This window comes from Robertmurraya siralis (assembly GCF_005502275.1).
Lineage (GTDB): Bacteria > Bacillota > Bacilli > Bacillales > Cytobacillaceae > Robertmurraya > Robertmurraya siralis.
Map to the genome: position 1 here is coordinate 1 of NZ_SWLZ01000039.1, position 23336 is coordinate 23336.

25 protein-coding genes, 2 pseudogenes and 1 riboswitch are annotated in these 23336 nt (G+C 37.8%); of the genes and pseudogenes, 22 read left to right on the top strand and 5 right to left on the bottom strand.

The annotated features are described in order from the left end of the window. The first annotated feature begins 230 nt into the window (after positions 1-230). From FCJ93_RS23855 to FCJ93_RS23870, 5 genes are all read left to right on the top strand, one after another. Positions 231-1145 carry a phosphotransferase gene (locus FCJ93_RS23855; protein ID WP_095314641.1) on the top strand — a complete coding sequence of 305 codons (915 nt, stop codon included), beginning with the start codon at positions 231-233 and terminating at the stop codon, positions 1143-1145. Between the two features lie 361 nt (positions 1146-1506). Beyond that, positions 1507-3123, top strand: coding sequence for an ABC1 kinase family protein (locus FCJ93_RS23860; RefSeq protein ID WP_137744865.1), 1617 nt, complete (start codon positions 1507-1509; stop codon positions 3121-3123). Between the two features lie 20 nt (positions 3124-3143). Continuing rightward, positions 3144-3509, top strand: coding sequence for a VOC family protein (locus FCJ93_RS23865; RefSeq protein ID WP_095314643.1), 366 nt, complete (start codon positions 3144-3146; stop codon positions 3507-3509). Positions 3510-3963: 454 nt separating this feature from the next. Next, positions 3964-4146, top strand: a complete 183-nt coding sequence (locus FCJ93_RS25165) for a hypothetical protein (protein WP_142946965.1) — start codon at positions 3964-3966, stop codon at positions 4144-4146. Positions 4147-4283: 137 nt separating this feature from the next. Continuing rightward, the gene (locus FCJ93_RS23870; RefSeq protein ID WP_095314644.1) at positions 4284-4799 is read left to right on the top strand and encodes a YfiT family bacillithiol transferase; all 516 of its coding nucleotides are present in this window, start codon (positions 4284-4286) and stop codon (positions 4797-4799) included. A 19-nt stretch (positions 4800-4818) separates the two neighbouring features. Here the strand turns inward: FCJ93_RS23870 and FCJ93_RS23875 are convergent, their stop codons facing one another. Beyond that, positions 4819-5469, bottom strand: coding sequence for an HD domain-containing protein (locus FCJ93_RS23875; protein ID WP_095314645.1), 651 nt, complete (start codon positions 5467-5469; stop codon positions 4819-4821). A 99-nt stretch (positions 5470-5568) separates the two neighbouring features. On the opposite strand from FCJ93_RS23875, the gene FCJ93_RS23880 reads away from it, so the two are divergent. Together FCJ93_RS23880 and FCJ93_RS23885 are read left to right on the top strand one after the other, a co-directional pair. After that, positions 5569-5937 carry a DnaJ family domain-containing protein gene (locus FCJ93_RS23880; protein WP_137744866.1) on the top strand — a complete coding sequence of 123 codons (369 nt, stop codon included), beginning with the start codon at positions 5569-5571 and terminating at the stop codon, positions 5935-5937. 68 nt (positions 5938-6005) lie between these two features. Next, complete coding sequence (locus tag FCJ93_RS23885) at positions 6006-6536, top strand: CBO0543 family protein (RefSeq protein ID WP_095314647.1); 531 nt, start codon at positions 6006-6008, stop codon at positions 6534-6536. 55 nt (positions 6537-6591) lie between these two features. Here the strand turns inward: FCJ93_RS23885 and FCJ93_RS23890 are convergent, their stop codons facing one another. Beyond that, positions 6592-6837: a hypothetical protein gene (locus FCJ93_RS23890; protein WP_095314648.1), complete on the bottom strand. Its 246-nt coding sequence runs from the start codon at positions 6835-6837 to the stop codon at positions 6592-6594. A 222-nt stretch (positions 6838-7059) separates the two neighbouring features. On the opposite strand from FCJ93_RS23890, the gene FCJ93_RS23895 reads away from it, so the two are divergent. The 3 genes and pseudogenes from FCJ93_RS23895 (at position 7060) to FCJ93_RS25810 (ending at position 8932) form a co-directional block, all read left to right on the top strand. Next, positions 7060-7227: an aspartyl-phosphate phosphatase Spo0E family protein gene (locus FCJ93_RS23895; protein ID WP_235879581.1), complete on the top strand. Its 168-nt coding sequence runs from the start codon at positions 7060-7062 to the stop codon at positions 7225-7227. Between the two features lie 496 nt (positions 7228-7723). Continuing rightward, positions 7724-8167 (top strand): annotated as a pseudogene (locus FCJ93_RS23900) (protoglobin domain-containing protein); the annotation flags it as partial. A 276-nt stretch (positions 8168-8443) separates the two neighbouring features. Further along, complete coding sequence (locus FCJ93_RS25810; protein WP_456238955.1) at positions 8444-8932, top strand: methyl-accepting chemotaxis protein; 489 nt, start codon at positions 8444-8446, stop codon at positions 8930-8932. Between the two features lie 223 nt (positions 8933-9155). On the opposite strand, the pseudogene FCJ93_RS25595 reads toward FCJ93_RS25810, so the two are convergent. Then, positions 9156-9436 (bottom strand): annotated as a pseudogene (locus tag FCJ93_RS25595) (transposase); the annotation flags it as partial. A 598-nt stretch (positions 9437-10034) separates the two neighbouring features. Here FCJ93_RS25595 and FCJ93_RS23915 point away from each other — a divergent pair. Both FCJ93_RS23915 and FCJ93_RS23920 read left to right on the top strand, forming a co-directional pair. Next, entirely contained in the window at positions 10035-11258 is a 1224-nt protein-coding gene (locus tag FCJ93_RS23915) for an MFS transporter (RefSeq protein WP_137744869.1), read from the top strand. A gap of 96 nt (positions 11259-11354) precedes the next feature. Continuing rightward, positions 11355-12518, top strand: coding sequence for a cysteine desulfurase family protein (locus tag FCJ93_RS23920; protein WP_095314652.1), 1164 nt, complete (start codon positions 11355-11357; stop codon positions 12516-12518). A 127-nt stretch (positions 12519-12645) separates the two neighbouring features. On the opposite strand, the gene FCJ93_RS23925 is transcribed toward FCJ93_RS23920, so the two are convergent. Then, positions 12646-12867 (bottom strand): hypothetical protein, encoded by a 222-nt coding sequence (locus tag FCJ93_RS23925; RefSeq protein WP_137744870.1) that lies wholly within the window; start codon positions 12865-12867, stop codon positions 12646-12648. Positions 12868-13020: 153 nt separating this feature from the next. On the opposite strand from FCJ93_RS23925, the gene FCJ93_RS23930 reads away from it, so the two are divergent. From FCJ93_RS23930 to fdhD, 6 genes are read left to right on the top strand one after another with little or no spacing between them, the layout of a single operon-like run. Next, positions 13021-13854, top strand: coding sequence for a formate/nitrite transporter family protein (locus tag FCJ93_RS23930; protein WP_137744871.1), 834 nt, complete (start codon positions 13021-13023; stop codon positions 13852-13854). 3 nt (positions 13855-13857) lie between these two features. Further along, a complete protein-coding gene (gene fdhF, locus FCJ93_RS23935; RefSeq protein ID WP_137744872.1) occupies positions 13858-16833 on the top strand; it encodes a formate dehydrogenase subunit alpha in 2976 nt (991 codons plus the stop codon). Beyond that, a complete protein-coding gene (locus FCJ93_RS23940) occupies positions 16808-17305 on the top strand; it encodes a DUF1641 domain-containing protein (RefSeq protein WP_137744873.1) in 498 nt (165 codons plus the stop codon). The genes fdhF and FCJ93_RS23940 overlap by 26 nt, the downstream gene beginning before the upstream one ends. Positions 17306-17319: 14 nt before the next feature. Continuing rightward, entirely contained in the window at positions 17320-17529 is a 210-nt protein-coding gene (locus FCJ93_RS23945; protein WP_095314657.1) for a heavy-metal-associated domain-containing protein, read from the top strand. A gap of 18 nt (positions 17530-17547) precedes the next feature. Next, positions 17548-17691, top strand: a complete 144-nt coding sequence (locus FCJ93_RS25170; protein ID WP_170211403.1) for a hypothetical protein — start codon at positions 17548-17550, stop codon at positions 17689-17691. A gap of 25 nt (positions 17692-17716) precedes the next feature. Beyond that, positions 17717-18556, top strand: coding sequence for a formate dehydrogenase accessory sulfurtransferase FdhD (fdhD, locus tag FCJ93_RS23950; RefSeq protein WP_095314658.1), 840 nt, complete (start codon positions 17717-17719; stop codon positions 18554-18556). Between the two features lie 15 nt (positions 18557-18571). Here fdhD and FCJ93_RS23955 read toward each other — a convergent pair whose 3' ends face one another. Next, positions 18572-19603 carry a M14 family metallopeptidase gene (locus FCJ93_RS23955; RefSeq protein WP_137744874.1) on the bottom strand — a complete coding sequence of 344 codons (1032 nt, stop codon included), beginning with the start codon at positions 19601-19603 and terminating at the stop codon, positions 18572-18574. Between the two features lie 164 nt (positions 19604-19767). Further along, positions 19768-19871, top strand: a riboswitch (SAM riboswitch). Positions 19872-19938: 67 nt separating this feature from the next. On the opposite strand from FCJ93_RS23955, the gene FCJ93_RS23960 reads away from it, so the two are divergent. The 4 genes from FCJ93_RS23960 to FCJ93_RS23975 all read left to right on the top strand — a co-directional run bounded on the left by FCJ93_RS23960 (position 19939) and on the right by FCJ93_RS23975 (position 23215). Next, a complete protein-coding gene (locus FCJ93_RS23960) occupies positions 19939-20262 on the top strand; it encodes a hypothetical protein (protein WP_095314660.1) in 324 nt (107 codons plus the stop codon). Between the two features lie 581 nt (positions 20263-20843). Further along, the gene (locus FCJ93_RS23965; protein ID WP_095314661.1) at positions 20844-21038 is read left to right on the top strand and encodes a hypothetical protein; all 195 of its coding nucleotides are present in this window, start codon (positions 20844-20846) and stop codon (positions 21036-21038) included. 355 nt (positions 21039-21393) lie between these two features. Then, entirely contained in the window at positions 21394-22215 is an 822-nt protein-coding gene (locus FCJ93_RS23970) for an MBL fold metallo-hydrolase (RefSeq protein WP_235879583.1), read from the top strand. Between the two features lie 25 nt (positions 22216-22240). Then, positions 22241-23215, top strand: coding sequence for an NAD(P)H-dependent flavin oxidoreductase (locus tag FCJ93_RS23975; protein ID WP_137744875.1), 975 nt, complete (start codon positions 22241-22243; stop codon positions 23213-23215). Positions 23216-23336: the final 121 nt, after the last annotated feature.

The window sequence follows — 23336 nt, forward strand, 5'->3', positions numbered from 1 at the left end:
ATGTATTGGAATAGTTTAACATATTAGGTAAATTTTATTAGGAATCGTGTCGAAAAATATTTTTTTGGCACTCCAACAGCGGTTCAAACCGTTGATATATCAATATTTATAGAGGGAGGAATAAAATATTAAAAAGGTCTAGGATCAAGTAAAAAAGATTGATATGATGAAGGAAAATATGATGAATTTCGAAAATTCAATGTTTTTTGGAACGAGAAGGGAGGAGGCAAATGGCAGCATTTTGGAATCCTGAAAGGGTTATGACGGCTGAAGAAGCAGTGCTATTGATTAAAAATCAATTCTCCAATTTAACGATATTAAAAGTGGCAGCCTTTGCAAGAGGATTTGATAATACGGCTTTCTTAATTAATGAGCGATATGTTTTTCGATTTCCCCGCAGGGAGATAGCGGGGGAATTAATAAAAGTAGAGAACCGTCTTTTACCCAACATTGCTCCGAGCTTACCACTGGAAATTCCAAAACCGCAATATATTGGGAAACCACAGCCCAATTTTCCATGGGCATTTAGTGGGTATGAACTCCTTGGAGGGAAGAACCCTGAAAAATTAACTAGAGAGCAAAGAAAGAAATCAACAAATATCTTGGCGCAATTTTTACGACAGCTTCATAGCTTTCCGTTACAGCAAGCTGAAAAGCTACAAATACCTTATGATCAGTTGGGAAGATTGGACGTCAAAAAGAGAAAACCGCTCTTAATGGAAAGAATCAATTCCTTAAAAATGGAGAATCGATTAAGCGACGTGTTATATAACTCCTTACGGCAATTTATCACAACAGTGGAGGATACGTTAGTAGACGAGAAGAAAGTGCTTGTCCACGGGGATCTTCACCTTCGCAATATGCTAGTCGATGACGAAGGAAAAATTACGGCTGTTCTCGATTGGGGTGATACACATATCGGAAGTCCAGCCATTGATTTGTCTGTTGCATATAGTTATCTCCCGTCAGATTGCAGAGAAATATTTTTTCAAATGTACGGTGATGTCAGCGAAGAAAGTAAAGATTTGGCCCGCTTCAAGGCGATATATTCGTACGTTCTACTTCTATTATATGGATATGATCAGGGTGATATCCAGCTAGTTAATGATTGCTACTTTTCATTAAAGCTAGCATTGGAACAATGAGGACGGAAGTTTAACAGAATTGAAGATAACGATAGTCGATATTTCGGCTTTTGTTGGCAGTGGCAAACAAATAGATAAATAGCCTTTAATTCAATTCATAACTGCTTCCTAATGGAGAACGTAAATTATCATGTAAAATCTTTAAATGCAAACGGGACAGCACCAAAGTATCTGTTGCGATGGTGAATGATGTCAAATTCGCTAAAATAAAGAAAAACTGGAAAAAGTGTTATCTGTCGATGTTTTGTCAGAAAGTATGAAAAGTAGTTTTTTAAATAAAATGGCGGCTAGTGGATGGAACTAGTCGATTCAAGCTTTTTTGTGAGAAGTTAAATTAATCAATTTTAATGGAGTTATACATATGGCCACTAAAAATAGGGTTGTTAGAATGACGAAAATACTGGCTCTTGCCTTTACGATATTTTTGAAAATATCCTGGTATCGAATTCGAAAGAAGAGCCCGGCTGAGTGGGACAAGCTTTGGGAAGAAAGTGGGATTAAGTTTCGAAAAACTTTATTTGAGCTAGAGGGACTGCTAATAAAAATTGGGCAAATCTTAAGCACGCGTGCTGATTTCCTTCCTCCTACTTTTATTAAACAAATAGAGGATTTGACTGATCATGTTCCCCCGTCTAGTTGGAATGACATCGAAAAAATTCTGAAAAATGAATGGGGTTCTGCATATGAGTCGGGATTTCAAACGATTGAAAAAGAAGCGGTCGCATCTGCCTCTATTGGTGAAGTCTATAAAGGGATATTAAGTGATGGCAGGGAGGTCGCTATTAAAATCAAGCGTCCCCATATCGATGCGATTATTTCCACAGATTTCAGTACATTAAAAATCATTATTTGGTTTGCTAACCATCTTGTACCATTGCCGAAAGGCTTTATCGATTTTGATATTCTTTATCAAGAATTAAAGGAGGTGATAGAACGAGAATTGGATTACCGTCATGAAATGAAAACACAGCTTTATTTTAAGAAAAGATTTGAGGATTATGATTATGTACAAATTCCTTCTTTGTTTCCAGAATTAAGTACATCGAAAATCCTTGTCATGGAATGGATTGAAGGAGAAAAAATTATTCAAGCAGCTAAATTAGTGGGAGATGAAGCTTATGGACGTGAGCTTTCACAAAGGCTAATCGAGTTATTTCTGCCACAATGGTTGGAACCAGGCATTTTTCATGCTGATCCACATCCGGGAAACGTCCTGATTACGAATACAGGGAAAATTGCTTTGTTGGATTTTGGGATGATTGGAGAAATAACAAAGAAGGATGCTAGCTACTTTCAAGGTCTTATCGAAAGTATCTTGGCAAAGGATTACCGTAAGGCAGTGCAATGTTTGACCGAGCTGGGCTTTATTCTTCGTGAAGCTGAATCAAAAACGATTGAAAAGCTATTGGCAGAAATGCTATCGTATCAACCGAAGCAATTTTCTGAACTTGATATTGTTGCTTTAAAATTAGAAGTAACTGCTCTTATTCACCAACTGCCTATTCAAGTTCCGTCTCGATTTGTGTTTTTAGGACGGGCATTTATGACGATTGAAGGGATTGTCGCGCAGCTAGCGCAAGAGGAGGATGTGCTTGAGTTAACAAAGCCGATATTTGTGAAATGGTTAAGAAAAAATGGTCACTCCTCATGGTCAGTAGTTTGGCAATGGATTCGTTCAAGTCCAATATTTAGTTTTTTCCATGGAGTTAACAATTTTTTAGATTCACCTCAAAAATTAGAAGAATTAAAGGAATTAGAGCAAAGAAGAGCGTTTCGATTTACCCAGTACGAGAATTTTAAAAAGCAAGCTTTTCAGCTGCTGTGCCTAGGTCTTGCTGGCGTTGGTGTAGGCATCTACACATCCCATATGCTGATAACTTCTATTGCCGCAGGAATTTCTACGGTTGCCTTTTTCATCTACATAAGAAGCTACTTAAAGCAAAAACAGTGGTTGAAATTTATGCACGTAAAACGTTAAAAGCGGGAAGGAGAATGGTTATGAAAAGTCCAATAAAAAATAAAATTAATTTAGTATTTATTCCAGTATCCGATGTAAAACGAGCAAAAGAATGGTACAGCAAGATCTTAGCAATTGAAGAGGGTGATGACTTTTTTGAGCATTTGTTTGTTGCCAAAATGGACGGAGCTGGGTTAATTCTTGACACGATGCCAATGTGGCGCAGTGAAGATGGACAAATTCCGAGATTAAATGCGCCAGTGATCCAATTTGCTACTGATGATATTGCTGCAGCGTACGAATTTATGAAAGCGAATGGTGTTGAGCTTGTAACAGACATCCAGCATAGTCAGTTTTTTGTTTTCAAAGATCCAGATGGAAATATGCTCATGGTGTGTGGAAAGTGAAGAACTTAGCCTAACCTTACATTTTGATAAAAGACAATGCATTATTTTTTTGGCATAGAGCTAAGTGCTGGGATGCCAGATGCTGTGAAGTTGATTCTCTATAATAAGAATGGTAGTAAGGGAGGGCGAGTCGTTAGATGGTTTGAAGTAATGGCTAAAAGAAATGGCTGATCGGATAAATTCCTGTACAGTGTTTTGGCGTAATTTCAGTGATTTACTCACCGTGCTCTTAAAAAAGAGCTTTAAGGCTCTTTTTTATTGTCAAGGAAGTTATAAAATGTAAACATTGTGTATAACTCTAAATCAAATTGTCTTCGTCTAGATCCGGCACTTGCCAACATAGCTCTTAAAGCTTTTTATGAATAATACAAGATCTTCTGTTCATAAGGATTATTAAGGCGGGTTCGGCGCCCAATATGAAAAAATAAGCTTCGGTAGGGGGCTTGAGTGTCTATTGAGAAGAAACAGAAATATGCCCATCGTGCTGCTCCTTGGTCTTTTCTTAGTTTTATTTTTAGTCATATTGGCGATTAAACATATAAAAGTTTATATCGTCTTTAGTTCAGGTCTAGGGCCGTTTTTCCTAGTTGCTTTAATAATCTTATTAATGATAGTTGTCTTTCTGAAGGGACTGTAGTTGACGATAGAAAAAGTATTGTTTAGCTTTTGGATACATTACTGTTAAAATCAGCACCGACTTAGAAACAATAGCCTATGTCTTAAAAATGGTTAAAGAGTGCGTATATCGGAATTTATAGGGGAGGAGAGGTTTGAATGGACGAAAAATTTCCAATTGGAGAATTTAATCTTAATCAAGAAATAACTGAACAACAAATTGTTAATTGGATTAATGATATAGAAATGCTGCCGCATCTTTTACGAAAAATAGCTGAAAATGCAACGGAAGATGAGCTTAATACCTCATATCGGAAAGGAGGTTGGACAGTCAGGCAAGTTTTCCATCATCTTGCAGATAGTCATATGAATGCTTATATTCGTTTTAAATTAGCGCTTACTGAAGATAAGCCGACGATCAAGCCATATGAGCAAGATAAATGGGCAAAATTAGCTGACAGCAAAGAACCTGTCCATGTTTCTTTAAACCTGCTGGAATCACTTCATCATAGAATGGTCATATTACTCCGTAGTCTCACTATGGAAGACATTCAACAAGTGTTTATCCACCCTGAATTAGGTGAGGTGACAATCGGGCAAAATATCGCTCTGTACTCATGGCATGGAAGACATCATCTTGCCCACATTTCATCTGTTTGTACACGAACAGTTTAATGAGGACTAACGTTTCCTGCTACTGATAACTGTTCTTCCATTCATTGAAGAAGTCTCGCAAATAGCGTTCCATAACCTGGTGTCTTTCTTCAGCAAGTTGTTTCCCGTAGTTTGTATTCATCGTTTCCTTTAGTTTCAATAGCTTTTCATAAAAATGATTGATTGCAGTAGACTTCCCATTTCTATATTGTTTTTTTGTCATTGTTTCTCGCGGTTTGAGTTCTGGATCATGAATAAGTTCTCCTTTTGAGCCTGCATAGGCAAAGGTTCTTGCGATTCCAATCGCCCCGATAGCGTCTAAACGATCGGCGTCCTGAACCACTTTTCCTTCAAGGGTTGTCATTTTCGGTTGATTTCCACCTTTAAAAGACATCGTAGAAATAATAGAAATTACATGTTGTGTTGTAATCCTGTCCACTCCGACAGAATTTATCCAGTGCTCGACCTTTTGCAGACCTTCTGCTTCACTGCTGTTTAATTTTTCATCAGCAATATCGTGGAGAAGGGCAGCGAGTTCGCATATATATAGGTCTGCCTTTTCCTCAAAGGCTATGGTTTTAGCAAGGTTAGTTACTCGGACGATGTGATACCAGTCATGTCCGCTCCCATCATTATGAAGCTCGCTGTATACATATTCTTTTGTCCGCTCGATGATTTTTTCTTTATCCAAATGGTTCACCTACTAAATAAGTATGCTTTCCACAAAAGCATAACATGCTATTCTCATTAATGCTATCAAACTTTTTATCCTAAACAAAGGAGGAGCAAAATGGAAAAGAAGTACAATGATTTGATTGGTGAAATACTGGAGCGTTCAGGTGAGAAAGATCGCTACCAGGAGAAGTGGAGAGGAAAACCACTTCCAAAAGACTATTTAAAAATGGATACTTTTCAACATTTTCAAAAAATAGCAAAGGACGCAGGTTATTTACCACCGTGGCTTAAGCTGCAAAAAGAAATTTCCGCTCTTGTTCAGTCTTGTAAAAATGCCGATGAAATAAAGACAATTAATAAAAAAATCAAGGCATATAATAAAATTTGTCCACTGCCTTTGCAAAAACCGATGATCCGATACGAACAGATTGAAGAGGCAAAAAAAATATGGTATTTTCTACCCTTTTTAAGGTCTTTCCAATAGGAAATATTTACAATTCTAATCACATGTTATAAAATGGAAATAACAAATATTGGATTAGGAGTAAATATATGAGTAGTCTTATCTATACTTTCCTATGGCTGTTAGCTTCATGGAAGTGGGGAGACTGGAAAAATTGGGAGAAATATTATTCGACTATTCTCTTTTTCATAATGGGAGATTTTATTTACTTGTACCTATTATCAGATTTCTACCCAATGTGGAAATACACTCCCCAACAATTTGATAGCAGCATCGGTTTTACAAACACACATATCTCTTTATTGATTATGTACATAAAGTACCCAGCAACAGTACTTATATATTTGGCTAAATTCCCACAACAAAACAGAGTGAAACAGTTTTTTTACTTTATGGGTTGGGTGCTCTTTTATTCAATTAATGAGGTCGTCGATATCCAATTAAAATTTTTAAAACATTTCAACGGCTGGAATATATGGTGGTCTGTTTTATTTAATTTTGTAATGTTTTTAGTACTTTTGATTCATTATAAAAAGCCACCTGTTGCATGGCTTATTTCTTTTTGTTTTATTCTAATTTTGTGGAATTTCTTCGAGGTTCCTGCAACCGTATTTCGTTAATTTCGGATATTTGGATGACTCGCCAACTTCTATTTGCGGACGAGCCATCCAACTTCTATCCATTGCCAATACCCTCAAGAAAACTTTTCCTTACGATTTTAAATGTAGCAAAGTGATATAAAAATTCATGAACAAATATGCTGGATTCGTCTCTATAATCAAAGGATAATAAAAAATCTTCTAGTATTTCTTCCTCTACCTCATCTCCAAAGCCCTGTATCCATAGTTTATAGGCAAAAGATTCACCTATATGGCCAAGGGCACAACGCTCAAATACGGTTTGTATGTCATCCTTGTTCATTTGCTCATCCCTTTCAATTTTTTATTTTTCCCTTAGTGATACAACGCTATGCGAAATAGGAAGAGGAAACGAGTAAAATGCGAAGAGTTTTCGCTAATTGTGAATTCGACATCATATTTTAAAAAAAATTATACTGTTACATAATTTGACAAGAGAATTCCATTATTATGAAAATAGGGTATAATTTCGATTGTGTTTACTGTTGTTTGGGAGGCTAATGCGGTGAAACTTGAAAGAGAGAATGAGAATTTATTTAAAAATATTGAAATGTTAAGAGAACAAATGATGATATCAGGACACCGTAACGGTTTATTAAATTCAGAAACGATCAAGTATAGCCAGCGGTTGGATGAACTAATTTTTAAGCATCAATGTTACAAAAATAAATAATGAAACTGTTTAGAAAAGGTTCTCTATCAGTCAGATTTATTGACATTAGGGAGCTTTTTTCCGTTTTGTGATAAGAGGTTCTTTAAGTTTAGGTTTGTTAAAGAGAATTGTCGGTATAACAACTTTTGGTTCATTGCGGTTTCACACCGTTATTAGTATAACTATCAGGTCTTCTAATTTCATGAATCGATTCGTTTTCTTCTACACGTTTCGTGGAATCAGTGAGAAAATGAGTCAAAAATCAATAACCACATTTAACATATCGTAAATACCATTTACACTTTGTCAAGGGTGAAAATCTAGTTCTTTTGAATCAATTATTGCTGTTATTTGAATTGAAAAGTAGTATGATGAATAGGACAGACAGATAAATATAAAGAGAGAATATATTTGGAGGAGATTGATTTTGTTTAAAAAAAGAAAGGAAAAAGCATTGAGAAAGAATAATTGGAAAAATGAAGAAGTTATTTCTGAGAGGATAATCGTCTCACACCCGATGGTTACTGAAAAAGTAAAAATGCTTAGACTCTCAAAAGAAGATTTATATTTCGTCGCATATGTAAAACCGTTAGTTGAAACGCATATTGATGGTCTTGTCAACGAATTTTATGAAACAATTCTTCAAGTACCTAATTTAAAGAAGATTATCGAACAAAATAGCAGCGTTGAAAGATTAAGGACTACATTGAAAAAACATTTGATAGAGCTTTTTGATGGTACAGTTGATGAAAGATTTATAGAAAATCGTCTTGTTGTTGCGAAGGTTCATTACCGTATTGGCCTTGATCCATCCTGATATATGGGGGCCTTTCAAAATTTGCAGCATACGTTATTTCATTTAATCAGCGACAACATAATTGAAGAAAAGGAATTTAAAGCGATTTGGGGGGCTGTTACAAAGCTACTAAGCTTGGAACAACAGCTTGTTCTTGAAGCGTATAATCAAGAGAACGGCGAAAAACTTCAGCAGGTTTTTTTGGAGGGGCAAAAGGATCTCCAGACACGTATTTTAGAAGTCAGCAATGGACTGATTACAGTTTCCGAACAAACAAATGCTTCTGTTGAAACGCTAATTTCAAATAGCCATGATGTCAATCAGATTGTTGAAGATAGCTATAAAAAGGCGAAAATGATACATGATGAAGTAAAGGGTGGACAGACATTACTATCAACATTGTTAAATAGTATGGAGGAAATGGAGATGGACACACATTCAATGAGAGAAACGGTTCTCCATTTAGAAGAATCCTCGAAAAAAATCAGTAAAGTGGTCGATATCGTTCATGCGATCGCTGATCAAACGAATTTGTTAGCATTGAATTCAGCAATAGAGGCAGCTCGTGCTGGGGAACATGGGAAAGGTTTTGCAGTTGTTTCTCAGGAAGTACGAAAGTTGGCAGAGCAAACGAAAAATTCGATTGGTGATATTCAAGATTTAGTTAAAGCTTCGCAAAACTACACAGGTAAGGTGATGGAGATGCTAACAAAAGTGGAAGGAACAGTTCAAAGAGGGTTCGAATCTTCTAAAAATACAACGGAAACCTTTCAATTAATTAGCAATTCAGTTAGGGAAAACGAAAGCAATTTAGCAATGATGGATGAAAGGATGGAGGAACTCGTTCATGTTATGGAAGAAATAGGCCAAGCAACTGAGCATGTTGCCGCCTCAGCAGAACAGCTCAATCGAGTTGCACAACTTCCGTAAAAATAGAGGAGATGTTATTCGGTTAATTTTTTTTGAATGGTTATTAGGCTTTAAAACCAATGAGCATTTAAATAACTTCTAGAGCACTTGTTACGAGCTAAAATTTGCTAGAGTTTATCAATGAGAAGTTTATCGGCTCGAATTCATAGTAGTTTATCATCAAAAAATAAAGCTGTGTCAAAAGGTCTTGAAAGGTGGTGACCCCACAAAGTTAGAGTTTTTATTAAGCAGCTGATTGGCTGGTTTGAGTTCGGTATTGTATTGGACTTAAACCAGCCAATTTTACTTTTATACGCTTATTATTGTAGTAATCTATGTACTCAACAATTTGTTTTTTTAGCTCTTCATAAGATACTAATTCTTCTCCATATACATCTCTTGCTTGAGAAACCCAAAGAAATTTTCCATTGCCGCATTATCCGCACATGTTGCTTTTCGAGACATGCTTTGAAAGATTTTATTTTTCTTTAATGTTTTTACCCAAGTGTTATGTTGATAATGCCAACATCATTCGCTAAATATCGTCCACTTTCGTTCTTCCTCTCAGAAAATGTTGTCTCCATATTTATTTCCATATTCATTATTTATATGTAAATTTTGGTTAAATTCAAGTCAAGTTGTGTTCCCAGGGACAACTATCTTTTATTAAATAAAGGATTTGATGAAGTTTTATCCCAAATCCTTTATGCGTAAATTAGAAAGCTCACCAATTCTCATCACCTTTAATAATCATGAAGCAGCCAGAATATTTGATTGCACTCCTATACTCAACTTATAGCAGCTTGTTGTTAAAAATAATTTCACCGACTTATCTTGTATAAAAACTCGAAGATTTTTAAGTTTTCCCAGGCTTAGTAAAACATCGGTGTTGATTTTTGGCAAACGATAGGAGAGAATAACTCCAACCGGAAATGACATAAGGTCTCTCGATGCCTTTTGTCTACAATTCTGCGCCGTTCAAAATGGGAGATTATTTTTATTGTGGAATTTTGTAGATGAATATACCCTTTCCATTTCAAAGAAATCTGCTATAATTTTCAAGATTGAGTCATTTTTTAATTTGGAGTTAAAGACCCTTGAGGAAAGAAGAGGTTGTGATCGAATGGAAAAATGGAAAAAAGATATAATTTTATTTTTAAGTAGTCAGACGATATCACTTTTTGGCTCTTCGCTCGTTCAATACGCAATTATGTGGTATATCACATTAACGACTGAATCAGGAATGATGATGACTCTCTACATTATTTGCGGTTTTATCCCAACGTTTATATTATCGCCGTTTGCTGGAGTGTGGGCAGACCGCTTTAATCGCAAAATACTGATTATGGCTGCCGATGCATCCATTGCGGTCGCAACCCTTGTGTTGGCGATTGTGTTTTTATTGGGCTATGAAGCGACTTGGCTTCTTTTTGTAATGGCGGCAATTCGTGCGCTCGGAACGGGAGTACAAACTCCAACGGTTGGTGCGATCTTGCCACAAATCGTTCCAAAGGAACAGCTTACGAAGATTAATGGGATAAACGGAAGTATCCAAGCGATCATTATGTTTGTCTCACCTATTGTTAGTGCAGGATTATTAACATGGACAACTCTTGAAATGATCTTTTTTATTGATGTTATTACAGCAGCAATAGCTATTTTTACGTTGCTTGTATTCTTTAAAATCCCTGTTCATGCAAAGGCAGCATCCAAACAAACAACGAGCTACTTCAGCGACATGAAGGAAGGTCTAGTATATATAAAGCAAACGAATTTTTTAAGGATTTTCTTTTTATTTTTTGCGTTTTTCTTCGTGTTAATGGCACCTGCTGCTTTTTTGACTCCATTGCAAGTGGTGCGTAGTTTTGGTGATGATGTGTGGCGATTAACTGCGATTGAGATTGCCTTTTCTATCGGAATGATGCTTGGTGGAGGAATCATTGCTTCATGGGGAGGCTTTAAAAATAGAGTTTATACAATGACCTTTGCCAGTCTGTTGATGGGCATCTGTACGTTTGCGCTTGGAATCGCCCCCATCTTTTCACTTTATTTACTTTTCATGGCAATTTTCGGTGTGGCGATGCCAATTTTCAACACACCAACTATGGTGTTAATACAAGAAAAGATCGAGGAAGATTATCTTGGAAGGATATTTGGTGTGTTTGGCATGATCTCCACTTCTATGATGCCGATGGGCATGCTCATTTTTGGTCCAATAGCAGATTTAATTGAGATAGAAATCCTTTTAGTCACTACAGGTGCGCTTCTCGTCATATTAGCAATTTTATTAGGAAAAAATAAAACATTAGTGAAAATAGGGAAATCAGGATTGACTGAACCTTTGTGAGACCACAGCTTCCTTTGGGAGCGCAGCGAAATGAAGCAGCTAGCTTCATTTTGCTGCGCTCCTTTTTGTTATAATTACAAAAAGGAGGTTTTCACAATGGAAAAGGTATACTTAGATTTTAATGCAAGCACGCCTTTAGCTCCTGAGGTTATTGAAGTGATGAAGCCACTCTTAACGGATTATTTCGGGAATCCATCTGCTTTACATTGGGCAGGTAAACCGGTGCAGAATTTGCTGCACAATGCAAGAAGGCAAGTGGCAGAGCTAATTGGCGCTAAAGAGAATGAAATTATATTTACCAGTGGTGGAAGTGAAGCAAATAATCTTGCTCTTAAAGGAATATATTTTCAAAATCCTGAGAAGAGAAAACATATTATTACGGCGAAGATTGAACATCCAGCTATCATAAGTCCATGCCGATTTCTTGAGCGTCTTGGGGCTAGAGTGACTTATGTCGGCGTTGATACTAATGGACGAGTCCTGCTTGAGGAAATTGAAAAGGCAATTACAACGGATACGATCTTAATTTCAATTATGCATGCTAATAATGAAACTGGAACATTTCAGCCGATTAAAGAAATTGGTGAAATTGCCTCAAAGCATGGTATTATTTTTCATACTGATGCCTCACAATCGATTGGTAAAGTGAACGTGAACGTAGAAGATTTAAAGGTGGACATGCTAACGATAGCAGGACATAAACTGTATGCGCCGAAAGGCATTGGCGCTCTTTACATAAAAGATGGAATAAAACTGGAACCACTGATTCATGGAGCTGGTCATGAATACGGTTTGCGAGCAGGAACTGAAAATACATTACTTGCTGTTGCATTGGGAAAAGCCTGCGAGTTAGCAAAGAAGCCTAATGTAATGATTAAAGAGTTGACGGATTATTTGTGGCAAAGATTGAAAAATGAATTCGCTGCAAATGTCCAATTAAATGGCCATCCAACAGAACGATTGCCAAATACGTTAAATGTCAGTTTTGTAGGTCTAGTGGGAGCGGAGCTACTAAGGGCAATTCCTTATTTGGCAGCATCAACTGGGTCAGCATGTCATTCTGGTAGTATCGAGCTTTCTCCCGTATTAAAAGAAATGGGCGTAACCGAAAAGGCAGGAATGGGAGCGGTTCGTTTCAGTTTAGGCCGCGGAACAACGAAAGAAGAGATTGATAGAGTGGTGGAGTCGCTCAAAATGGTTGTTAAAAAGGACATGTCATCTTCATTGACATTAACAGAAGAAAACATTAAAGGATTATGATGAAGAGTTGGTGAAATTATAAAAAATTGGCAGTCCATCTAATTCATACGATTATATATAAATTCATGAATGGGAACAAAAGCGCTAGAATCTGCTATGAGCGATTGCTTTTGTTCCTATTTTTAGTTTAGGAAGGCAGCATATAAACTTCATAGGAAGGCAGTTCGCTATGCTGTGTTTTTATTAAGCGTCCTTCTTCAACAAGCTTTTGCACCTCACGTTCGATTTCTATTGGCTTGACCCCAAATAAATCAGCCATTTTTACCGATGAAAAAGAAATGTATTTTGGGCTTTTGGTGGATGAAATAATCATATTTTCAATTCGCTGAAATAATAGTTCTGTATCCATCTTAAAATTAACCTCCTACCATGTAATTTCTTCTGAAATTATCCATTTCCTATTTTGTTCAACATCATGCATTTTTTTCCTCATTTATGAAATTCTAATAACTATATACGAGAATGAATAAAGATTTTCATCTCAAAATAGGAGGCGGTGGAGATGGGTTTTCATCAGCCCCAGCGAATTGCTGAGTTAGCTGTTGAAGCAGGGAATCGAAAGGCGAACCTGCCACTTGTAAACATGCTTGTTTTAGGGTTTCTTGGCGGTGCATTTATTGCGATAGGTTATTTGCTAGATATTCGAGTGGTAGCAGGCTTGCCCCATGAATGGGGAACGTTAAAAAATTTTATAGGTGCGGCCGTTTTCCCAGTCGGTTTGATTTTGTTAATCATCGCAGGAGGAGAGTTGCTAACAGGAAATATGATGGCTGTTTCCATTTCGTGCCTAGCAAAGAAAGTGCGCGTGCAGCAACTGGTTAATAACTGGTTTTGGATCACCATCAGTAATTTTCTGGGCTCAATTTTTATTGCCTTTTTCTTTGGCCATTTAATTGGATTGACTGGGGAAGAACCGTATTTGTCAAGTACAGTTTCCATGGCAGAGTCAAAGATTGAAGCGGGTTTTTGGGCAAGCTTAATCTCTGGCATTGGCTGTAATTGGCTCGTTGGCCTTGCTGTATGGTTATCATATGGGGCAGAGGATATTGCCGGAAAGATATTAGCTATTTGGTTCCCGATTATGGCGTTTGTGGCGATCGGCTTTCAACACGTTGTTGCTAATATGTTTGTCATCCCTGCAGCCATTTTTGCCGGATACTTTAGTTGGACTGATTATATCGGGAATTTTATCCCTGTCTTTATTGGCAATGCGATTGGTGGTGGAATCTTTGTCGGGATGTTGTACTGGATTGCCTACATCGAAGCATTGAAGCCAACGATGGAAAAAGGCAGTAATTTGTTGGAAATTAAAAGCAAGCAAAAACCAAGGAGGTAGACGATGAACAACGGAACATTTTCAATACATATCAATGGGAAGGAGTTTCCTGCGAAGGAAGGACAAACGATCTTAGATATTGCCAAATCACAAGATTATATGATCCCAAGTATTTGCTATCATCCAAATTTAGGCTCTATCCAAACTTGTGATACTTGCTTAGTGAAAGTAAATGGTGAAATGGTTCGTGCTTGTACTCAGAAGGCAGAACCAGAAATGGTTGTCGATAGCCAATCAAGGATCGTAAAAGATGCGCAATACGAAGCGATGAGTCGGATATTAAAGAATCATGAACTATATTGTACGGTTTGCGATAACAATAATGGCAATTGTGTCGTCCATAATACAGCCGAGTACCTTGAAATTGAGCATCAAAAATACGAGTTTAAGCCGAAGCCATATCCACCAGATAATTCACATCCATTTTACCGTTATGAACCCGATCAATGTATTTTATGCGGCCGCTGTGTTGAGGCTTGTCAAGACCTGCAAGTAAACGAAACTTTAACAATTGATTGGAATCGGGAAAATCCTCGTGTGATCTGGGATAACGATGTGCCAATTGATCAATCTTCCTGTGTATCATGTGGCCACTGTGTAACGGTCTGTCCATGCAATGCTTTAATGGAAAAAACGATGTTGGGAGAAGCAGGCTTTTTAACAGCCATTCCACCGAGGATTTTGGAGCCGATGATCGATATGACGAAAGAGGTGGAACCAGGTTATAAAGAAATTTTTGCGATCTCTGAAGTGGAGGCGGCGATGCGCAAATCTCGAATTAAGCGAACAAAGACTGTTTGTACGTACTGTGGTGTAGGATGCAGCTTTGAGGTTTGGACGAAGGATCGGAAAATTTTAAAAATCGAACCTCACGAAGATGCGCCAGTCAATGGAATCTCGACTTGTGTGAAAGGGAAATTTGGGTGGGATTTCGTTAATAGCGAAGAGCGGCTGACAAAACCGTTAATCCGCAAAGGAGAAGAGTTCGTTGAGGCGACATGGGATGAAGCACTTGAACTCATTGCAACGAAATTAAAGGAAATTAAGGGTGAACATGGAGCAGATTCTATTGGATATATCGCTTCATCGAAATGTTCAAACGAAGAAAATTATATTTTCCAAAAATTCGCCCGTTCCATTATGGGAACAAATAATATTGATAATTGCTCGCGCTATTGTCAGTCTCCTGCGACAACAGGCCTTATGCGTACGGTTGGCATTGGTGGAGATTCTGGAACAATTCGAGACATTGAAAAATCGGAACTAATCATCGTCATCGGAGCGAATCCGGCTGAATCACATCCAGTGCTTGCGACCAGAATAAAGAGAGCGCATAAGCTTCACGGTCAAAAAATCATCGTTGCAGATATTCGCAAGCACGAGCTGGCTGAACGGGCAAATTTACATATTCATCCGAAACCGAGCACAGACCTTGTTTGGCTTTCCACAGTCACGAAATATATGATTGAGCAAGGCTGGGAGGATAAAGGATTTTTACATTCACGCGTTAATGATGTTGAAAAATATAAAGCTTCTTTGGAAAAATTCACATTGGAATATGCTGAGGAAACAACAGGCTTGTCTAAGGCAGAAATCATTCAAGTAGCAGAGATGATTCATGAAGCAAAATCAGTTTGTATATTATGGGCAATGGGAATTACTCAGCATTTAGGTGGATCAGATGGAAGTACGGCAATTTCAAATTTATTGCTTGTAACAGGAAACTATGGCCGTGAAGGAACAGGAGCATATCCGTTAAGAGGTCATAACAATGTTCAGGGCGCTTGTGATTTTGGTACAATGCCGGCCTGGTATCCCGGCTATGAACCAGTTCAGGATAAGGATGTCAGAGAACGCTACGAGAAAGCTTGGGGTGTGTCTTTGCCAGAAAAACCGGGGATGAACAATCATCAGATGGTTGAAGGCATTCAGGAAGGAAAAATAAAAGCAATGTACTTATTTGGTGAAGATATGGCAATTGTTGATTCCAATTCCAATCACGTCCAAGATGCATTTGAAAAATTAGCATTTTTTGTTGTCCAAGATATCTTTTTTTCCAAAACAGCACAATTTGCCGATGTTGTACTGCCGGCAGCGCCGAGTCTTGAAAAGGACGGCACCTTTACAAATACGGAGCGAAGAATTCAACGTTTTCATAAAGTTTTCGAGCCACTTGGGGATTCAAAGCCGGATTGGCTTATTTTTCAAGAACTTGCCAATCGTCTCGGAGCCAATTGGAATTATAAGGACCCAGGTGAAATTATGGCAGAAGCTGCATCGCTGGCACCAATCTTTGCTGGAGTGAACTATGAACGGCTAGAGGGATGGAATAGCTTAGTTTGGCCGGTAAAAAAAGATGGAAAAGATACTCCGCTTTTATACGAAGAGCGCTTCTATTTTCCAGACGGGAAGGCAAGATTATATCCTGTTGAGTGGACGCCTCCGTTTAGGGCAGGAGAAGAATATGACCTTCATTTAAATAATGGGCGTCTGCTTGAGCATTTCCATGAAGGAAATATGACGTATCGTTCAGAAGGATTAACCTATAAGGTTCCGAGTCCATGGCTTGATGTGTCAGCAGAGTTGGCTCAGGAAAGGGGACTTGAGGACGGTTCTTTAGTTCGTTTGACTTCTCCATATGGTCAAGTAAAAGTAAGGGTTATGGTGACGGACCGGGTGAAAGGTAATGAAATTTATTTGACAATGAACTCCAGTGAAGATTATGAAGCAGTTAATCGCTTAACGAGTAGCTATCACGATAAAATCACTCATACACCAAACTATAAGGAAATGGGTGTAAAAATGGATGTGTTAGAGGAAAAGGGTGAGCCGCCATTGCCGAAAGTAAATCATCGTTTTGGCAATCGTATTCCTCAACTTAGCGTAAAGGTGGAGGACAAATGGAGCAGGCTTGATTTTACACCAATACCAGAGTTACTGGAGGGAGAGCAGTATGGCGAAAGCGATCAGGCAAATTAACAAAAGCAGTCCAAATCCTGAAGAGGTGCAAAAGGAATCGCTCGCAGATTTACTTCAAGCCATCATTGCAAATCAGGATGCGTTAATGATGTTCCTTGACATTGTTGAGGGCTTGCATGAAATGGGTGTGCTAGAAGCAGCAAAGTCAATGCTGGAACAGCGCGAAGATATTGGAGCGATCGCTATCCAGCAAGCGAATCAGCCGGGTGTTCATAATATCATCAAAAATGGAATGACTGTGATTCAGTTTGCAGGCTCAATTCATCCCGAGCAATTGCAAGCCCTTTTAAATGGGTTAAATCTTGGCTTTGATCGTATGCTCGATGTCGCTCAGACAGGAGAGCAGAAAGGTTTGCTTAAATTGGCTTCAAGTTTAAGAGAGCCAGAAGTGTTGTTGTCGCTCACAACACTTACTGAATTTTTGCATGGAATGGGCGAAGCGTTCAAACGAGAGAATGATAAAGTGAATTAGTGAGGGGGGTTACGATGGAAACAAGCAAAATAAATCTGCAAGGTGTGAGCTCTCAAGTTGATGCAGACAAGGTTCTTCAGGCCTTACATGAGGTATGGGGGGTTCGAAATGCTGAAGTTCGTTTCCACAGTCAGGAAGCGATCATAAGTTTTGACGAGAACGCTGCTTCCTTGCATGATTTTGAACAAGCTATTATTGATTCTGGTTTTGGAGTCTCGAAATGATGAGTGGGAGGATATGAAATGAGAGTATGTGAAGTCTGTGGAATTGAGGAAGAATGGAGCCCTACTGAAAAGGATAGTGACAAAATAGAAATGGGCTATCTGCATGTTTGCGAGGCTTGTCAACAGGATCGAAAATTTCATCTATACGAGCCAATGGAATAAAAGCGATGAACGAAAGGACGATGATATGAAGCCGATCGCAACCATGCGCAGGACGATGCGCTTTCAAAACGGAAGAATAGTTGTTAAAGATGAGGCGGTTGTAACAGAGTACCCTTTAACGATCAAAATAAATGGAAAAGAATGGACTACTTTAGTTTGTTCACCAGAGAACTTGGAGGAATTAACGCTCGGTTTTCTTGCTTCAGAAGGAGTGATCAAAAAAATTGAAGATATTGATGAATTGTGGATTCAAGAAAATGAAGGCTATGCCCATGTTAAAACGAAGCGAATAAACCCCTTTTATGAAAAGCTGCAAAATAAACGCTATATTAATTCTTGCTGTGGGGGGAGCAGGCAGAGCTTCGTCTTTGCACATGATGCGTTAACAAGCAAAAGAATAAACAAATTCCAAGTAAAGTTATCAATTGAAAAAGTGTTTCACCTTATGGCTAAAATGGAGGAAGCTGCGATAGTTTTTCAACAAACAGGGGGAGTACACAATGCGGCACTTTGCGATCAAAACGGAATTATTTTAACGAGAATGGATATTGGCCGCCATAACGCTTTAGATAAAATCTATGGCAATTGCATGAAAAATAAGCTTGAAATTCGAGATAAAATTTTGGTTTTCAGTGGCAGAGTTTCTTCTGAAATTTTAATAAAAGCTGCGAAGATTGGATGTGAAATTATTCTTTCTAAGTCAGCACCGACTGAACTAGCTTTAGAACTAGCGGAGCAGTTAGGCATTACAACGATTGGTTTTATTAGGGGTCAATCTTTGAATGTTTATACATTTCCAGAGAGAGTGCTAATTTCAAACAGTATTGACGAGGAGAATTTTTTTCCAAACAAAAAGAGCATTTAAATGCTCTTTTTGTTGCTATTCTTTGGATTTTTGCAGCGTTTTTTCAGCGAGAAACAGGCCGATTGCTTTATTGTGTTCCCAAATTGACGGGAAGGCAGTAAGCGGTAAGCTGCTGTCTTCGACTAGAGAGCCGATTTCTATTGTAAAAGCGGGCTTTTCAAATTCTTCTATAAACCAATCGGTAAAGCCGCCGCCCTGTTGGTGAAAAGCAGGCTCCTCCAATTCGTAATTTGTCAAATCCGAAACTTTTTCAGCAATTGTATAGTAATCATCGGTAAAATTAGTTGTATGGGTAAGACCCCATTGATGATAGCCCCAAAAAATCACATTTCCAGATGAATGATAAGAAACGGCAATTTCTGGTTTAATGTTACGGGTGAATTCAACAAGCGCCTTTACTTCAACTGCCTCCAAAGGTCTTCTACCCTTGTAAAATTGATAGTTAGGTCTTCTATTAACCCCTTTTAAATTTTCCCAATTAGCAGGGTATTGTCGGTTTAGATCTATTCCGTGAATATTTGCTTTCCAACGAACAAAATGAATTGAGCCTTCATTCATCTCTACGAGACTCCAATGAATATTAGCAGGGAAGGCATGGAGTCCAAATTGTTGCAACGTTACTCCGTCAGGATTCACCATAGGGACAAACCAAATCGATACTTGATTCAAGATATTGGGACTGAAATCATTTATAGCTTGATTATTTTCGTATGCTGTTAAATACGTTTGAAGCATTTTCATTAATAGAGCACTGGTCATCCACTCTCTGGCATGGTGAGCACCATGTATCAAAATGTTTCGTTTGCCATGTCCTAATTTAACTGCCCATACTTTTCTTCCGTAGGTAGTGGTGGCAAGTGCTTTGTAAGTAAGCATGTCTGGGTAGAGCTCCGAAAGCTTATATAAGTCTTCCGTTAAAGCTTCATACGTATAGATCATTTTCGTGTTGATGTCATGGGTGCGACTGAAAGATGGGGTAGCTGGAATAAACAAAATGAGCATAATAACTATCCATTTCAGATTAAGCAGTTTTTTTAATGTATTCATATTCTTTATTTTGCTATAAGGAAGCCATTTTCATGAATTTTTTTCAACAGTAATTTTTGCTTCCGCACTGCGACCAGAATTCATTTCTTGGCAATTGAATATGATTTCAAGCGAAAATAATTGAAATTCATGCATTATTTCGTCTATAATAAAAGCAAATTAAATAGTTATCAAGAGTGACCGAGAGAACTGGCTCTAAGACGTCACAGCAACCTGTATGTATGCAAGGTGCTCCAACCAGCAAAGCAGAAGCTTTGGATGATAAAACGGTAAAAACTCCTTTTGTATCCAATGCAAAAGGAGTTTTTTTGTGACCGTCAAAGGAGATGAATTGTATGAATATTAGTGGGGCTGCAAGAAGTTATATGGCAAAGTATTTTAATGAAGAGGATTTTTTAATACATGTATCGAAAACAATCGAGCGTCAATTGCAGGAATGGGATAATTCTTATAAAGTCATGATCATGAAATTGGAGAATTATCTTTGGACTGCCAGAAATGTTGACAATGATTATGAACTGTTACTTTCAGAACATGAAATTAATGTTCTGCAAAAAAAGGATCCATATGCATTGGATCGAGAAATATGGAATGAACTACAAAAACAGGGGCTCATGATTTTGAATGGCTATGGAAATTATTTAGATCAGATTTTTTGATTTTTTGGACAGAAACACTTTTTACGACTTCTCGCATATAATATCTTCGGTGCGAAATAAGGTTGATCTTCTTTAGGGAGGATTTCATCCTTATTTTGCTTAGCATTGTGTACATTTAACATGAGAAGGGAAGGAACAAGGTCGTGAAAGAAAAGCAAATAATCATGAAGAGAGAGAATAGCAAACATAGTAGTGAATTTAAGGTTGTTAAGGTTGAGATTTCTGCACCAGTAGAATCATTATATGCAGTCTGTACACCTGTTAATCTAAAATAGCAACTAACTTAATGTTCTGTAATTTGACAATTTTTTTATTTTTTGTCGAAATGCTATTATAATATAACTAATATTTTGCGGTAAGTTGGGAGATATTTTATATTTTTCTATATTTATGAAGGTTTGACACAAGATAATATAGTATTTCGAAATTATTTTCAGTTTTTTGACCCGTTAGTTGATTATTTACATGCTAGTTGGGCTGTGTTACTATCAGTGTTGCTTTGATAGTTAGGAAAACGAAATTTTAACAGTTTTTTCTATTGTTAAAGCAAGCATTTAAATTTTCAGCGGGGTGTAGTTTAGATGAAAGTGCAGAATTTAGTTCCGTTTGAAAATACGGAATTACTTAAAGAGATAAGTGTTCTTCGCTCCAAAAAGAACGAACTATATCACAAAAGTGGCCCAAATAGTCCAGTCTATCTTGATCTAGCATTAAAGCTTGACTTTTTAGAGACTCAATACATCGAAGAAAAAATAGATCATCTTATTAAAGATTAGCTATTGCCGTTTTCTGCAGGGCTAATGAAAAAATTTGATTATTCATCCATAAAGTGAGAACGTTCACTATTGGGCAAAATGAGAGGAGCATTATGATAATGCTCTTTTTTTATTGCTGAGAAACTGTTGTTGAATGCTAGTGTATCGCCGTTTAGTGCAAGCCGGTCTTAACCGTTGGTACAGCGATGATCATGAAAGAAAACGATCTTTATTCCTCCTCACATTATCTTCCTTACTATCATCAATCAAGGCATGCGAATTAAATTAAAGTGTTTGAATAAATTGAAAATTTATAATGAATAGTCATTCATTTTGTGTTATCTTACAAGTAGGTGCAGTTGAGGGTGGTGGTTATTTGTTTGTAAAAAAACGGTCCATTAAGGGGGAGAAGGGCAATGTCCGTTATATCGAAGGACTGGTTACTTTTCACAATGTTCATTTGAATGTTTATTGTTTTGAACTGGATGGTGTTCTTATTGATACAGGTGCGCAAGTTTTACTCAATGAATTTACCCCTTTTTTTGCAGAATCTACTCTCGAACAAGTTGTAATCACACATTATCACGAGGACCATACAGGGGGTGCAGCCTATTTACATAGCAAGCTTAAGCTTCCAATCTATCAAAATGAGATGACGATTGAACAATGTGCAAAAAAAGCAGATTACCCTAAGTATCGCAAGTTTTTTTGGGGAACAAGAAAGCCCTATCATGCTCGTCCATTGTCTAAAACCTTCTCATCGCGGACTGCAACTTGGGATGTGATTGCCACGCCTGGTCATTCGAGCGATCATCTGTCTTTTTTAAATCGGGAAACAGGTCAACTATTTTCGGGTGATTTATATGTGACTGCGAAAACAAAACTCGTTTTACGTGAAGAGAATATTCCCCTTATTATTCAATCTATTGAAACGGTATTAACGTATGACTTTGAAGAAATGTTTTGCTGCCATGCAGGTTTCGTCAAAGATGGGCGCAAGGCGCTGACAAAAAAACTTCATTATTTGCAGGAGTTACAGGGAAAAACGTTAGCTTTACGAAAACAAGGGCTAACAGAGTATGAGATACAGGCGGAGCTATTTAGCAAGAAATATCCAATTACCTTTTTTTCATCAGGAGAATGGGATTCCATTCATATCATCCGTTCTATTTTACGAGAAAATGCTTTAGACAAATGAGAGTAAGTGTTATGGAGGGAAAAAAATGTCTAGTATTTCATCAATTCTTCGAAATTTGCGTATTCCGGTTATCGGTTCACCTCTTTTTATTATCAGTAATCCGAAACTTGTAATTGAACAATGTAAGGCGGGAATTGTTGGTGCAATGCCTGCCCTTAATGCACGACCTGCATCTCAATTAGATGAATGGCTCGCAGAAATTACTGAGGAACTGGCCGCTTATAATGCGAAGCATCCAGAGAAGCCTGCAGCTCCGTTTGCGATTAATCAAATTGTGCACAAATCCAACAATCGTCTTGAACAGGACATGGAGCTTTGTGTGAAGTATAAAGTTCCCATCATTATTACATCGCTTGGGGCAAGAGAAGAAGTGAATGTTGCTGCACATAGCTATGGCGGTATCGTTTTTCATGATGTTATTAATAATCGTTTTGCCCGGAAAGCAATTGATAAAGGCGCTGATGGCTTAATTGCAGTAGCAGCAGGTGCTGGCGGCCATGCAGGAAGTAAAAGTCCATTTGCATTAGTACAAGAAATTCGGGAATGGTATGAGGGACCTCTTGCATTAGCCGGTTCAATTGCTAATGGAAGCGCTATCCTCGCTGCTCAAGCGATGGGTGCAGATTTTGCTTATATTGGTTCTCCGTTTATTGCAACAAAAGAAGCGAGGGCAGCGGAAGAATATAAGCAGGCAATTGTTGACTGTAATTCAGATGATATTATTTACAGCAATCTCTTTACAGGAGTTCATGGCAATTATTTGGCTCCTTCGATTCGCGCGGCAGGATTGGACCCAGATGCATTGCCGGAAAGTGATCCCTCTAAAATGAATTTTGCTGGTGATGTGAAGGCGAAGGCATGGAAAGATATTTGGGGAAGCGGCCAAGGGATCGGAGCAGTTAAAGAAATTTCAACCGCTGCTCAATTCGTTGAAAAATTGCATAAAGAGTATGTTATGGCAAAAGAGAAGTTATGGAAGTCAATTCATCATTTTGCGTAATAAAAAGGAGCTGGGACATAACTAGCTTCAAATAATGAGAAAGGTGAATTTGAGGGTACTCAAATTCACCTTTCTCTATTTTTGTGTGTTCATTTTTCTATTACCTTAGTTAATGGCCGTG